This window comes from Streptomyces sp. NPDC002032 (assembly GCF_042890765.1).
Lineage (GTDB): Bacteria > Actinomycetota > Actinomycetes > Streptomycetales > Streptomycetaceae > Streptomyces.
This window is the reverse complement of record NZ_JBIASM010000002.1, coordinates 276851-290455: the sequence shown is the minus strand read 5'-3', so window position 1 is coordinate 290455 and position 13605 is coordinate 276851. Positions and strand designations below refer to the sequence as shown.

15 protein-coding genes are annotated in these 13605 nt (G+C 72.8%); 7 read left to right on the top strand and 8 right to left on the bottom strand.

Annotation, left to right across the window (positions count from 1 at the left end):
* Positions 1–46: 46 nt before the first annotated feature.
* Positions 47–631 carry a suppressor of fused domain protein gene (locus tag ACFYYT_RS05500; RefSeq protein ID WP_351826134.1) on the bottom strand — a complete coding sequence of 195 codons (585 nt, stop codon included), beginning with the start codon at positions 629–631 and terminating at the stop codon, positions 47–49.
* A gap of 374 nt (positions 632–1005) precedes the next feature.
* On the opposite strand from ACFYYT_RS05500, the gene ACFYYT_RS05495 reads away from it, so the two are divergent.
* Both ACFYYT_RS05495 and ACFYYT_RS05490 read left to right on the top strand, forming a co-directional pair.
* Positions 1006–2130, top strand: coding sequence for a magnesium and cobalt transport protein CorA (locus ACFYYT_RS05495; protein WP_351826133.1), 1125 nt, complete (start codon positions 1006–1008; stop codon positions 2128–2130).
* Between the two features lie 31 nt (positions 2131–2161).
* Positions 2162–2674, top strand: coding sequence for a hypothetical protein (locus tag ACFYYT_RS05490; RefSeq protein ID WP_351826132.1), 513 nt, complete (start codon positions 2162–2164; stop codon positions 2672–2674).
* Between the two features lie 33 nt (positions 2675–2707).
* On the opposite strand, the gene ACFYYT_RS05485 is transcribed toward ACFYYT_RS05490, so the two are convergent.
* A complete protein-coding gene (locus ACFYYT_RS05485; protein ID WP_351826131.1) occupies positions 2708–3556 on the bottom strand; it encodes a hypothetical protein in 849 nt (282 codons plus the stop codon).
* A gap of 168 nt (positions 3557–3724) precedes the next feature.
* Between ACFYYT_RS05485 and ACFYYT_RS05480 the strand changes: the two genes are divergently transcribed.
* From ACFYYT_RS05480 to ACFYYT_RS05470, 3 genes are all read left to right on the top strand, one after another.
* Positions 3725–4996: a magnesium transporter MgtE N-terminal domain-containing protein gene (locus tag ACFYYT_RS05480; RefSeq protein WP_351826130.1), complete on the top strand. Its 1272-nt coding sequence runs from the start codon at positions 3725–3727 to the stop codon at positions 4994–4996.
* 97 nt (positions 4997–5093) lie between these two features.
* Complete coding sequence (locus tag ACFYYT_RS05475; protein ID WP_351826150.1) at positions 5094–5666, top strand: DUF1003 domain-containing protein; 573 nt, start codon at positions 5094–5096, stop codon at positions 5664–5666.
* Positions 5667–5708: 42 nt separating this feature from the next.
* A complete protein-coding gene (locus ACFYYT_RS05470; RefSeq protein WP_351826129.1) occupies positions 5709–6878 on the top strand; it encodes an Mrp/NBP35 family ATP-binding protein in 1170 nt (389 codons plus the stop codon).
* An 85-nt stretch (positions 6879–6963) separates the two neighbouring features.
* Here the strand turns inward: ACFYYT_RS05470 and ACFYYT_RS05465 are convergent, their stop codons facing one another.
* The 5 genes from ACFYYT_RS05465 to sigE all read right to left on the bottom strand — a co-directional run bounded on the left by ACFYYT_RS05465 (position 6964) and on the right by sigE (position 11317).
* Entirely contained in the window at positions 6964–7677 is a 714-nt protein-coding gene (locus ACFYYT_RS05465) for a hypothetical protein (protein WP_351826128.1), read from the bottom strand.
* A 112-nt stretch (positions 7678–7789) separates the two neighbouring features.
* Entirely contained in the window at positions 7790–8236 is a 447-nt protein-coding gene (locus tag ACFYYT_RS05460; RefSeq protein ID WP_351826127.1) for a sec-independent translocase, read from the bottom strand.
* A gap of 121 nt (positions 8237–8357) precedes the next feature.
* A complete protein-coding gene (locus ACFYYT_RS05455; RefSeq protein ID WP_388606987.1) occupies positions 8358–9653 on the bottom strand; it encodes a S1C family serine protease in 1296 nt (431 codons plus the stop codon).
* Between the two features lie 225 nt (positions 9654–9878).
* Complete coding sequence (locus ACFYYT_RS05450) at positions 9879–10535, bottom strand: zf-HC2 domain-containing protein (protein ID WP_385321473.1); 657 nt, start codon at positions 10533–10535, stop codon at positions 9879–9881.
* Positions 10532–11317 carry an RNA polymerase sigma factor SigE gene (sigE, locus tag ACFYYT_RS05445; protein ID WP_351826126.1) on the bottom strand — a complete coding sequence of 262 codons (786 nt, stop codon included), beginning with the start codon at positions 11315–11317 and terminating at the stop codon, positions 10532–10534. Before sigE ends, ACFYYT_RS05450 begins: the two co-directional genes overlap by 4 nt.
* Before the next feature lie 167 nt (positions 11318–11484).
* On the opposite strand from sigE, the gene ACFYYT_RS05440 reads away from it, so the two are divergent.
* Positions 11485–12147 (top strand): class I SAM-dependent methyltransferase, encoded by a 663-nt coding sequence (locus tag ACFYYT_RS05440; protein WP_351826125.1) that lies wholly within the window; start codon positions 11485–11487, stop codon positions 12145–12147.
* A 142-nt stretch (positions 12148–12289) separates the two neighbouring features.
* On the opposite strand, the gene ACFYYT_RS05435 is transcribed toward ACFYYT_RS05440, so the two are convergent.
* Positions 12290–12457, bottom strand: coding sequence for a DUF3117 domain-containing protein (locus ACFYYT_RS05435; protein ID WP_003966491.1), 168 nt, complete (start codon positions 12455–12457; stop codon positions 12290–12292).
* A 332-nt stretch (positions 12458–12789) separates the two neighbouring features.
* Between ACFYYT_RS05435 and ACFYYT_RS05430 the strand changes: the two genes are divergently transcribed.
* On the top strand, positions 12790–13593 hold the full coding sequence (locus ACFYYT_RS05430; protein ID WP_351826124.1) for an enoyl-CoA hydratase-related protein: 804 nt from the start codon (positions 12790–12792) through the stop codon (positions 13591–13593).
* The last annotated feature ends 12 nt before the right edge of the window (positions 13594–13605 follow it).

Here is a 13605-nt window from a genome sequence, read left to right as displayed (position 1 = left end):
ACACGATCACCCGTCCGGATGTCATCCGTACCCGCGGGCGCGGCGCTCAGTCCAGTGCGACGGCCGTACGCAGAGGGTCCCGCAGATCGGTGCCGCGCGCGAGCCAGCGTTCCTGGAGGGCCGCCGCGCCGTGCACCCGCTTCCAGGCGGCCTCGTTCGCCGTCATGGGGAGCAGGGGGAGGAAGCGGACCGGGTCCATGGGGTCGTCCAGCTCCAGGTCTTCGACGAGGCCGCCGGGCTCGGCGACGAGCACCGAGCTGAACGGCGCCCCCTCCCAGAGCGGTTCGCCCACGTCGAGCGAGGCGCCGGGGGCCACGATCAGCCCCTCCACCATCGGCGAGGCCGCCAGTACCGCCAGCGGCCGCAGCAGCTTGTCGGTCGGCGCCAGGCCCGCCCGGACGGTGAGCACCAGCTCGGCGCGCGGGCCGCGCACCGGGTCGGCGACGACGGCGGTCGGGTCGGTCATCGGATGTGCGGACATCCCGAGGGTCGCGTACCGGACGAGGTCGCCCTCGGCGAAACGGAGTACCTCGATGCGGTCGGTGCCCAGGAAGGTGACGGCGGCGCGGGCGTCGGGTTCACCGAACGCGCTGCGCAGCCGGGCCTCGACGAGGGCCAGAATTTCTGCCATGAAGTGAGCATAGAACTCGTATCAGCCGGGTAAAGGGCGGGTCTTGACCATCCGTCGGCTGATACTGTTGACAGCTGGTCGGGGCGACACGCAGAAGCGTTGGTTCAGTGCCCCGGCGACAGGACGTCCCCCACGGGGGACCGGCCGGAGGAGGTGGGGCTGCAATGGATCGAAGTCGATCGTGCAGTACCGATCGCTCTTCCGCTTCTGTGCAGGGCGTTTCGCGCCCCCTTTGATCTTCCGATCAGCAGAAGGGCGACGGCAGAACTTCGTCCTCCCGTCCTTTTCCCCCCGCCGCCCGGGCCTGCCCGCCCGCGCTCCCGGAGGGCCTCCCACCCGTACGGCCCGCAGCCGTGCGTGCGAAGGAGCCTGCCATGTCGATGCTGCCCTACCTCCGTGCCGCCGTCCGCCCGGCCCTGCGCCGGTCCACGCCCGTACAGCCCGGCTACGACACCACCCGTGACCCGTCCGCGAGCAGCGCGGTCGTCGACTGCGCCGTGTACCGCGACGGCCGGCGGGACGCCCGGGACCCGGGGCGCGGCTGTCTGACCCCGCGTGAGGCGATGCGCCGGGTGCGCGAGGACGGCGGCTTCGCCTGGATCGGCCTGCACGAGCCGACGGAGGCGGAATTCGCCGGGATCGCGGCCGAGTTCGGGCTGCACCCGCTCGCCGTGGAGGACGCGGTGCACGCGCACCAGCGGCCGAAGCTGGAGCGCTACGACGACACGCTGTTCACCGTCTTCAAGACGATCCACTACGTCGAGCACGCCGAACTCACCGCGACCAGCGAGGTCGTGGAGACCGGCGAGGTGATGTGCTTCACCGGCCCCGACTTCGTCATCACCGTCCGGCACGGCGGCCAGGGGTCCCTGCGGAACCTGCGCCACCGCCTCCAGGAGGATCCCGAGCTGCTCTCGCGCGGCCCGTCCTCGGTCCTGCACTCGATCGCCGACCACGTCGTCGACGGCTACATCGCGGTGGCCGCCGCCGTACAGGACGACATCGACGAGGTGGAGAGCGCCGTATTCGCCGCTCCCGCCAAGGGCGTCGGCCGGGGCGGCGACGCGGGCCGGATCTACCAGCTCAAGCGCGAGGTGCTGGAGTTCAAGCGGGCGGTCTCCCCGCTGCTGCGGCCGATGGAGCTGCTGAGCGAGCGGCCCATGCGGCTGGTCGACCCGGGCATCCAGAAGTACTTCCGCGACGTGGCCGACCACCTGGCCCGGGTGCACGAGCAGGTCGTCGGCTTCGACGAGCTGCTGAACTCGATCCTCCAGGCCAACCTCGCCCAGGCCTCCGTCGCCCAGAACGAGGACATGCGCAAGATCACCTCGTGGGCGGCGATCATCGCCGTGCCGACGATGATCTGCGGGGTGTACGGGATGAACTTCGAGCACATGCCCGAGCTGCACTGGCGCTACGGCTATCCGACGGTGATGGCCGCCATCGTCGGCAGCTGCTTCGTCATCCACCGGACGCTCCGGCGCAACGGGTGGCTGTAGCGGCGGGGGGCCGAGCCCCTAACCTGTCCGCATGACTCTCAGCACGCTCGATCTGGCCCTCGTCGAGGAGGCCTCCAAGAAGTCCGGCCTGATCTGGGTCCGGGGCGAAGGCGCCGACCGGGCCCTGTGGCACGCCTGGGTGGACGGCGCGGCGCACGTGCTCGGGGACGGGCCCGGTGAGCAGCCGTTCCCCGGTCTCACCGACGGCGCCGCCGCCGAGGTGACGGTGCGCAGCAAGGACAAGGGTGGCCGGCTCGTCGCCTGGACGGCTGCCGTGCGCGAGCTCGTGCCCGGCAGCGCGTCGTGGGAGGCCGCCGTCGCCGAGCTCAAGGGCAAGCGGCTGAACGCGCCCGACTCGGAGCGGATGACGGAGCGCTGGGCCCGCGAGTGCCGTCTGCTGCGCCTGGAGCCCGTCGCGGTGGCCGGTGAGCTGCCGGGCGGTTCGCTGGCCGCGGCCCCGCTGCCCTCCCCCGCGACCACCCGCAGGCCCGCTCCGGCGGGTCTGCCGAAGCTGCTGCTGAAGCGGAAGCGGGCCAAGGGCTGACGCGGGCCAAGGGCCAGAGCGGGCCGGGGGGCGTCAGCCGCTGCCCGGGTCGGCGCCCGATCCGGAGCCGGGGCCCGAACCGGCGCCCGATCCGGAGCCCGTGCCCTTCGACGGGGCCGGGGAGCCCGTACCGGTACCGGTGTCCTTGCCGTCCTTGGTGGTCGGCAGCTGGGAGCCGTAGTCCACGGTCTGGTCCTGCGCGGGCGCCTCCAGCGGGAAGGGCTTGCCCCATTCGGAGAGTTCCACCCGGCCCGCGCCGCCCGCGCGCTCCATCAGCAGCGGGTACGGGGTCCCCTCCAGGGACACCGTCAGCTTGCCGCTCTTGCCCGCGTCGGCCGTGACCGGCACCGCGCGCACGTGCCCGACGGTGGTGTAGGGGCCCTTGGTCAGCTTGCCCTGGAGCCCGAGCAGCCCGTCCAGCAGCACGTGCATGTCGGTGAACCCGCGGAACTGCTTGTACGAGGGATCGTTCTCGGGGACCTTCACGTACTTGTCGCCGAGCTTGCCCGCCGAGTCCGACTTCCCCCAGAAGGCCGCACTGGCCTTCAGGTAGAGCTGTTCGCCGACCCGCAGCAGCTGGAAGGTGTCGTGCTGGGACTTCACCTCGCCGGAGCCGCCGTCCGCCTTCAGGCGCATGTCGAGGGTGAAGGTCTTGCCGCCGGTGACCAGGGTGCCGGACAGGTGGACCGAGTTCGCCGCCGTCGCGGCCGCCTTCGCCTGGCCCTCGATCTTGTCCGCGCCGAGCTTGCCGACCCCGTTCGTGCCCTTGTCGGGGTCCTCCGCAGTGCCGCCGCAGCCCGTCGCGGTCACGGTGAGGCCCGCGCACAGGACGCCGATGAAGGCGGCCCGGCGCAGCCGTGCGGCAGGGGTGTAGGCGGTCACGGGCAGGTGCCTCTCTTCGGACGTCTGCGGGCAGCAGGCAGCGTACCCGCCCCCTTACGGGCTCCCGAGGGACCCCCGGGCGGACGGCCCCACCAGGACGCTTGCCCACGGCACGGGCTAGCCTGAGGCACGGCAGGACTGGTGATGGACGCTCTAGGAGGCGCTCGGATGGCTGCAGGCGCCCCGCGGATCTTCGTCTCGCATCTGTCGGGTGTGCCCGTCTTCGATCCCAACGGCGATCAGGTGGGCCGCGTCCGCGACCTCGTCGCGATGCTGCGCGTGGGCGGGCGGCCGCCCCGGCTGCTGGGTCTGGTGGTCGAGGTCGTCAGCCGGCGCCGGATCTTCCTGCCGATGACCCGGGTGACGGGCGTGGAGTCCGGACAGGTCATCACCACCGGTGTCGTCAACATGCGGCGCTTCGAACAGCGTCCGACCGAGCGGCTGGTCCTCGGCGAGCTGCTGGACCGCCGGGTGACGCTCGTGAGCACGGGCGAGGAGGCCACCGTCCTGGACGTGGCCATCCAGCAGCTCCCGGCCCGCCGCGACTGGGAGATCGACCGGATCTTCGTGCGCAAGGGCAAGGGGGGCGCGCTGCGCCGCCGGGGCGAGACCCTGACCGTCGAGTGGTCGGCGGTGACCGGGTTCTCGCTGGAGGAGCACGGGCAGGGCGCCGAGAACCTGGTCGCCACCTTCGAGACGATGCGTCCGGCCGACCTCGCCAACGTCCTGCACCACCTGACGCCGAAGCGGCGCGCCGAAGTGGCCAACGCCCTCGACGACGACCGCCTCGCGGACGTGCTGGAGGAGCTCCCCGAGGACGACCAGGTGGAGATCCTCGGCAAGCTGAAGGAGGAGCGCGCCGCCGACGTCCTGGAGGCGATGGACCCGGACGACGCGGCCGACCTGCTCTCCGAGCTGCCGGAGGAGGAGAAGGAACGGCTGCTGACCCTGATGCAGCCCGACGACGCCGCCGACGTGCGGCGCCTGCTGTCCTACGAGGAGAACACCGCGGGCGGCCTGATGACCACCGAGCCGATCGTGCTGCGCCCCGACGCCACGGTCGCCGACGCGCTGGCCCGCGTGCGCAAGTCGGACCTGTCCCCGGCGCTGGCGGCGCAGGTGTACGTGTGCCGCCCGCCGGACGAGACGCCGACGGGCAAGTACCTGGGAACGGTGCACTTCCAGCGGCTGCTGCGGGACCCGCCGTTCACCCTGGTCAGCTCGATCGTGGACACCGACCTGCCGCCGCTGCGGCCGGACGCCTCGCTGCCCGCGGTGACCAGCTACCTGGCCGCGTACAACATGGTCGCGGCGCCGGTCGTCGACGAGAGCGGCTCGCTGCTGGGCGCGGTCACCGTCGACGACGTGCTCGACCACCTGCTGCCGGACGACTGGCGGGAGACGGACTTCCATTCCGAGGAGGCCGTGAGTGGCCACTGAGCGGGGCCGCGGGGACGCGGCGCGCGAACGGCGCCGGGAGCGGCGCGAGCATGCCCGGGAGGGGCTCTCGGACCGGCTGGAGGAGGCGGCGGAACGGCTGCGCAACGAACGGCCGGAACGTTCCTCCGACCGGTCGAAGGGCGGCTCCGGCACGGCGGGCGCGTTCGCCCGTTCCCGCGTACGGCTGGACCAGCCGCGCCCGGCCCGCCGCAAACTGCTGCCCGAGTACGACCCGGAGGCCTTCGGCCGGCTGTCGGAGCGGGTCGCCCGCTTCCTCGGCACGGGCCGGTTCATCGTCTGGATGACCCTGGTCATCGTGCTGTGGGTGCTGTGGAACATCTTCGCGCCCGACCGGCTGCGCTTCGACCAGTACCCCTTCATCTTCCTGACGCTGATGCTGTCCCTCCAGGCCTCCTACGCCGCTCCGCTGATCCTGCTCGCGCAGAACCGTCAGGACGACCGCGACCGCGTCACCCACGAGCAGGACCGCAAGCAGAACGAGCGTTCCATCGCGGACACCGAGTACCTGACGCGGGAGATCGCGGCGCTGCGCATGGGCCTGGGCGAGGTGGCCACCCGCGACTGGATCAGGTCGGAGTTCCAGGACCTGATCAAGGAGATGGAGGAGCGGCGGCTGTTCTCCGGCGAAAGTGACGAAGGCGACCGCTGACGGGCTTTCCTGAGCCGAGCTACCGAGCCGTACCATCGGTGCATGGCTACCGACACAAGCTCCGCCGCCGACGCCGCCGCGCCCGAGCAGGACGCGATCCTGGACGCGCTGTCGACGGTGAACGACCCCGAGATCCACCGGCCGATCACCGAGCTCGGCATGGTCAAATCGGTGGAGATCGGCGAGGGCGGCGCCGTCGCCGTCACGGTCTACCTCACGGTGTCGGGCTGCCCCATGCGCGAGACCATCACCAAGAACGTCACCGAGGCCGTCGAGGGGGTCGCGGGCGTCACCTCCGTCGCCGTCACCCTCGACGTGATGAGCGACGAGCAGCGCAAGGAGCTGGCGACCACGCTGCGCGGCGGCACCGCCGAGCGCGAGGTCCCCTTCGCCAAGCCCGGCTCCCTGACCCGCGTCTACGCGGTCGCGTCCGGCAAGGGCGGCGTCGGCAAGTCCTCCGTCACGGTCAACCTCGCCGCGGCGATGGCGGCCGACGGTCTGAAGGTCGGCGTGGTCGACGCGGACATCTACGGCCACAGCGTGCCGCGCATGCTCGGCGTCGAGGGCCGCCCCACCCAGGTCGAGAACATGATCATGCCGCCGTCCGCGCACGGCGTGAAGGTCATCTCGATCGGCATGTTCACCCCGGGCAACGCGCCGGTGGTGTGGCGCGGCCCGATGCTGCACCGCGCGCTCCAGCAGTTCCTCGCGGACGTCTTCTGGGGCGACCTGGACGTGCTCCTGCTGGACCTGCCCCCGGGCACCGGCGACATCGCGATCTCCGTGGCGCAGCTGGTGCCGAACGCCGAGATCCTCGTCGTGACCACCCCGCAGCAGGCGGCCGCCGAGGTGGCCGAGCGGGCCGGCTCGATCGCCGTCCAGACCCACCAGAAGATCGTCGGCGTCGTCGAGAACATGTCGGGCCTGCCGTGCCCGCACTGCGACGAGATGGTGGACGTCTTCGGCTCCGGCGGCGGCCAGAAGGTCGCCGACGGCCTGACCAAGACGGTCGGCGCGTCCGTGCCGGTGCTCGGCTCGATCCCGATCGACGTACGGCTGCGCGAGGGCGGCGACGACGGCAAGCCGGTCGTCCTCTCCGACCCCGACTCCCCGGCCGGTGCGGCGCTGCGCGCCATCGCGGGCAAGCTGGGCGGCCGCGCCCGCGGCCTGTCGGGCATGTCCCTGGGCATCACCCCGCGCAACAAGTTCTGACGCGCAGCCGCGGGAAGCGGCCGCGACACGGAAGGGCACCGCCGGCCGGCGGTGCCCTTTCCCGTACCGGTCCGCCCGTGCGGGCCTACTCGTACGTGCCCAGGTCCTCGATCGCCGAGAACCCCAGCCCGTACGCGCTCATCCCGCGCCCGTACGCGCCCAGGTGGACCCCGCTCCCGGTGGAGCCGGCGAGCACCCAGCCGAACTCCGACTCGCGGTAGTGGAACGTCGTCGGCTCCCCGTCCACCGGCAGGGACAGCGTCGACCAGTCGGAGCCCGCGAGGTCGTCGGCGAGTTCCCAGGCGGCCTCGGTCTGCTGGTCCAGCCAGTCGTCGCGCAGGGTGTGGTCCATCTGCTGCGGCCAGCTGTAGGCCAGCAGGCCGGAGCCGGCCAGCCAGGCGGCCGAGGAGACCGAGGTGGCCTCCAGGACGCCGGTGCCGTCACCGCTGCGGCGCAGCGGATTGCTGGCCACCGTGATCACCACCGCGAAGCGTTCCTTCTCCCCCGTCGCGATCTCGCCGCGCACGGACGGCTCGTCGCCGTGGCCGGTCGAGCCGTGCTCCACGGTGCCGTCGGCGCCCGTGCCGACCTGCATGAGCCAGCGGGAGCCGGTGAAGGCCCCGTCCAGCCCGTACCAGGGGAAGTCCGCCTTCAGGTACCCCTCCGCCGCCCGGCGGGCCGCCGGGACGGGCGCGGTGGCCTCCTGGGCCTGCCCCGGGGGCTGCTGCTCGGTTTGCGGGGGTGCGTCAGGGGCGTCGGCGGGCTGTGCACCCACCCGGCTGCTGCGCGTCGTCTCCATCTGGCGGCCTCTCGTTCCGTGGGGTCCGGAACGGCCGGCCCCCCTCGGGCGTCCTGGGTCCGGACAGATGGAGGATAGCCATCCGAGTGCGGATCGCCGGGCAGGCGGTGGCTCAGGTGGCGTCGGCGTCGAAGGGGGTGCGCTGCTCCGGGGCCGGGGCGGCGGGCTTCTTCAGCAGGTCGGGACCGGTGGCGGCGGGCGCGGGGCCGGCGGAGGCGGCGGAGGCGGCGGAGGCGGCCTCCTTGCTGTTGACGGCGTCGGTGACGTCGTTCAGCTCCTTGCGGAGGTCGAAGCTGCTGCGGATCTCCTTGAGGTCCTCGTTCTCCGTGAGCTGCTTGCGGATGAAGTTCTTCGGGTTCAGGTCCTCGAACTCGAAGTCCTTGAACTCGGGGCCGAGTTCGGAGCGGATGTCCTGCTTGGCGCTGTCGGAGAACGAGCGGATCTTCCGGATCATGCCGGAGACGTCCTGGATCACCTTCGGCAGCTTGTCCGGGCCGAAGATGAGAATGGCGAGCACCACGATCGTGACCAGCTCGAGTGCGCCTATGTCGTTGAACACCTTGCCGCTCCTCGGCTCTTTCCACGTCCGGCCCGGACAACGGTACCCGGCGTTCCTTGCGGGCTCCTACGCCGGTGCGGGCCTCTTCCCGGATTCACCCGGGCGTCATGCGGTATTCGGGTCAGGAGCCGCTCGCCGAGCCGAGCACCACTTCCAGCGTGCGCTCCCTGCCGTCGCGCAGCGCGGTCAGGGTCAGGCGGTCTCCCGGACGGTGCGCCCTGATCTTGATGATCAGCTCGTCGCCGCCGTGCACGCGTACGCCGTCCACCTTGGTGATCACGTCCCCGGCCTTGAGCCCGGCCCGCGCGCCGGGGCCGTCGGCGACCACGGAGGGCTTGTTGTCCTCGCCCTTGGAGTCCACCCGGGCGCCGTCGCCCGCGTACTGCATGTCCAGGGTGACGCCGATGACGGGGTGGGTGGCGCGGCCGGTGCGGATGAGCTCCTCGGCGACCCGCTTGCCCTGGTTGACGGGGATGGCGAAGCCGAGGCCGATGCTGCCGCTCTGGCGGGTGGGGTCGGCGCCGTCGGCGCCCTTGTCGGCGCCGCGGATCGCGCTGTTGATGCCGATGACGTGGGCGCGGGAGTCCAGGAGCGGGCCGCCGGAGTTGCCGGGGTTGATGGGGGCGTCGGTCTGGAGGGCGTCGACGTAGCTGACGTCGCTGCCGTCGCCCTTGTCGCCGCCCGCCGTGATGGGCCGGCCGGTGGCGCTGATGATGCCCGCCGTGACCGTGTTGGAGAGGTCGAAGGGGGCGCCGATGGCCACCACCGGGTCGCCGACGCGGACGTTCTCCGAATTGCCGAGGGCCAGGGGGCGCAGCCCGCGGACGCCGGTGACCTTCACGACCGCCAGGTCGTAGCCGCCGTCGCGGCCGACCAGCTCGGCGGTGACGCTCTCGCCGGTGCTGAAGGTGACCGTTATGTCCTTGGCGTCGGCGACGACGTGGTTGTTCGTCAGGATGTGGCCCTGCTCGTCCAGGACGAAGCCGGTGCCGGTGCCGCCTCCGCCGCTCCCGTTGACGTGCAGGGTGACCACGCCGGGCAGGGCGGTGGCGGCGATGCCGGCCACGCTCTCGGGCGCCCGGCCCTTGCCGTCCACGGCGGCCTGCGGGAGCTCCAGGCGGGTGTTGCCGCGCCGTTCCGCGAGGATGCCCAGATAGCCGCCGACGCCTCCGGCGAGCAGGGCGATCAGGACGGCGAAGACCGCCGTCCGCAGGAGTCCGGGGGCGCGGCGGGGCCGGCCGAGGTCGACCACCTGGAGCGGGCGGTCGGCCCAGGGGTCGTAGCGCGGTCCCGCTCCGGCGTCCTCGGGTGCGGGCGCCCCCTCGGCGGCGGCCCCGGGGGACACGCCGGCCGGCGCCGGACCGTCGGGCCGGCTCCACCAGGTCGGGGCCGGACCGCTCTGCTGACTGTCGGACATGGACGCTCCCCGCGGGCCTGTCGCACCGCACGGCGGCGCATCTGCCGCAGATTCAACCAGGTGCCGAGCCCCGTCGGAGGCCAGGGGTGAGCGGAGCTCCCGGACCGCGCACGCCCTCCCGGGCCGGCCCGGGACGGCGGATCGCCGGGATCCGCCGGTCACCGGGCCCGGCCGGGGCCGGAGCCCCGGGTCCCGGGGGAAGTCCAGGGGACTCCGGGGGGCCGTTCAGCGGGCGAGCGAGACCGGCAGGGCGGTCGCGGGCACGGAGGGCGTCGCCGTGGGGAACGGCCCGGACGGGCCGAGGCTGGGCACCCCTCCGGGGCTGGGCAGCCGGTCGCGCACGACCGCGTCGGTCAGCGGGACCGAGGGCCCGGGCCGGGAGGCCGGAGCATCCCCCCGCGCGTTCGGCTCGACCCCGTCCATCGGCAGCGGGCCGCCGAGCGCGATCGCGGCCAGCGACACGGCTCCCGCCGCGACGAAGGCGAAGCGGCGCCGGGGACGGCCCACCTCATGGATGCGGAAACCCTCGCGCGGGGCGGCCGCGGCCGCGTACCCGAAGGAGGCGAAGGGATCGGCGCCCGGAGCTCCGGCACCCAGCGGCGGTCCGCCAGGGGGGCCCGGCGGGCCGACGGGCCCCTCGGGTCCGGCGCCCGGCAGGCCCTGGAGGCGCGCCAGCAGCCCCGCGGACAGCGGCGGCGGGGCGCTTTCGACGAACATGGTCTTCAGCCGGCGCTGCGCGTCGGCCTCGGCCTTGCACTTGGCGCAGGTCGCCAGGTGCGCCAGCACCCGCTCGCGAGCGTCGTGCTTCAGCTCCCCGTCCACCAGGGCGGCGAGCCGGTCGCCCAGGTGCTGTTCGGCGGGGGACGGACTGACTCCGCTCACTCGGCTCCGCCCTCTCCCCCGGCGCCCGGGGCGCCCACCGCCACGCCCGCCAGGGCGCGCTGCTCGGCGCGGGCCTCGGGGGACCGGTGCTTGAGCGCCTTGCGCAGGTGCGAGCGGCCGCGGTGGATGCGGCTGCGGACGGTACCGAGCTTCACGCCGAGGGTGGCGGCGATCTCCTCGTAGGACAGGCCCTCGATGTCGCACAGGACCACGGCGGCCCGGAACTCGGGCGCGAGGGTGTCCAGCGCCTGCTGCACGTCCGCGTCGAAGTGGGTGTCGTGCAGCACCTGCTGGGGGGACGGCTCACGGCTCGGCAGCCGCTCGGCGGCGTCGTCACCGAGGGCGTCGAAGCGGATCCGCTGCTTGCGGCGCACCATGTCCAGGAACAGGTTCGTGGTGATGCGGTGCAGCCAGCCCTCGAAGGTGCCCGGCGTGTACGTGGACAGCGAGCGGAAGACGCGGACGAAGACCTCCTGCGTCAGGTCCTCGGCGTCGTGCTGGTTGCCCGTGAGGCGGTAGGCGAGACGGTAGACCCGCGCGCTGTGCGTGCTGACGATCTCCTCCCATGTGGGAGGGGTCCACGCCTGAGCACCCGCATCGGCGGCAAAGGTCGCGGTGGTCGCGGTCGCGGTGTGGGCGGTGTGGAAGCGGTCAGCAATGTCGGTCACGGATTTCGGCTCACCAGCCGACCAGAAGAGACGTCTCAGAACGCCTCCACGATCCACAGGCGCAGCCGCACCTCCCCTGTCGGCTCTGGTGGTGTCCAGCGGAGCCCCTACCATAGCCACCCCTCCCGTCAGCTCTGGATAAGCCTTTTTGCAGTAACTTTGCACGGGTGTCGGGTCACCGGCCGCCGATCTGCCCGCTGCCGTCCCCTCTATCCCGCCTCTACCCCTCCCAACGCCCGGTCCCATCTGCGGGTTCCCGACGTCAGCGGATACAGTCACCGTTGCGCCAACTATGGGGACAGGAGAGGGTCATTAGCGGCAACCGGCAGACGAGCTGGGCGTTCGCCGACGCGTTTGTCGCCGAGGACGACGCTCTGCGATGGGCCCGCGACCGGTCCAGGGAAGCGGGCCTGCGGTCCGTCTCCCCCGGAACCGGGGCCGCGCTGCGCCTGCTGGCCGCCACCGCGGACGCCAAGGCGGTCGCCGAGATCGGCACCGGCACCGGGGTGTCCGGCATCCACCTGCTCCACGGAATGCGCCCCGACGGGGTCCTGACCACGGTGGATCCCGAGCCCGACCGGCAGGCCTTCGCCCGGCAGGCCTTCCGCGCGGCGGGCTTCGCCGGAAACCGCGCCCGCTTCATCCCCGGCCGCGCCCTGGACGTGCTGCCGCGGCTCGCCGACGGCGGCTACGACCTCGTCTTCTGCGACGGCGACCCGGCCGAGTCCCTGGACTACCTCGCGGAATCGTTGCGTCTGCTGAGACCCGGCGGCCTGGTGTGCTTCGAGGGGGTCTTCTCCGACGGCCGTACGGTCGACTCCGCGGCCCAGCCGGTGGAAGTGATCCGGGTCCGCGAACTGCTGCGCAGCGTCCGCGAGAGCCCGGCCCTGGAGGCGGCGCTGCTCCCGGTCGGCGACGGCCTGCTCTGCGCCGTCCGCCGTTAGGCCGTCCGCTGCCGGGCCCCGCGCCGCCGGCCGGTGCGGCCGTCCTCCGGGGCGGGGCGCCCCGGCCCCGGGCCCGGACGCAACACCGCCCCGGACGCTGGGAGCGGCCGGGGCGGTGCAGAGATCAGATGGTGCCGACGCTTCAGCCGACGACCTTCTTCAGGGCGTCACCCAGGGCGTCCGCTTCGTCGGGAGTCAGCTCGACGACGAGCCGACCGCCGCCCTCAAGCGGTACGCGCATGACGATGCCCCGCCCCTCCTTGGTGACCTCGAGCGGGCCGTCGCCCGTCCGCGGCTTCATGGCCGCCATGCTCGTTCCCCTTCCTGAAACCAGCTCATCGTCAGCCGACGGCCCCGTTCAGGCGCCTAGTACCCGGCATCGAACACATTGCTTCCCAGCCATTATCCCGCATGTCAGGACCCGATGACCAACATCGGCCGGGAACGCTTGCGCAACGCGCTCGGCCAAAACCACTCATTTCGGGGATCCGCCTGCGATACTTCGCCGCCGCTCCCGGGGCCCGGGCTCCGGTTCGTTTGACGCACATCACACACCCGCCCCCGGTCCCGTCCGCCATGCTGACCCTTGGACCGGCCGGTACCGGCCGGTAGCCAAGCCCGCGACGAAGGGGGACCCCCGCCATGGCCGACAGCGTGCTCTACGAAGTGACCGACGGACTCGCGACCGTCACGATCAACCGGCCCGACGCGATGAACGCCATGAACACGGAGGCCAAGGCAGCCCTGCGCGACGCGGTCACGGCGGCGGCCGCCGACACCGCCGTACGGGCCGTGCTGCTGACGGCGGCGGGCGACCGCGCCTTCTGCGTGGGCCAGGACCTCAAGGAGCACATCGGCAACCTCGCGGCCGACCGCGAGAACGGCTCCTCCCTGACCATGGACACCGTCGCCGACCACTACAACCCGATCGTCCGGGCGCTCACCGAGATGCCGAAGCCGGTGGTCGCCGCCGTGAACGGGGTCGCGGCCGGGGCCGGCTTCGGCTTCGCGCTGGCGGCGGACTTCCGCGTGGTCGCGGAGACGGCCTCCTTCAACACCTCCTTCGCGGGGGTGGCGCTGACCGCAGACTCCGGCGTCTCCTGGACGCTGCCCCGCCTGATCGGTGCCTCCCGCGCGAGCGACCTGCTCCTCTTCCCGCGCTCGCTGAAGGCCCGTGAGGCGTACGAGCTGGGCATCGCGAACCGCCTGGTGCCCGCGGAGTCGCTGCGCGCGGAGGCGGAGTCGGTGGCCCGCACCCTCGCCGAGGGTCCCACGGTGGCCTACGCGGCCCTCAAGGAGTCCCTGGCCTACGGGGCCTCCCGCACGCTCCCGGAGGCCCTGGAGCGCGAGGAGGAGCTCCAGGCCCGCGCGGGCGCCTCCGAGGACCACGCCATCGCCGTCCAGGCCTTCCTCGCGAAGCAGCCGCCGCGCTACCTCGGCCGCTGACCGCGGCCCGGC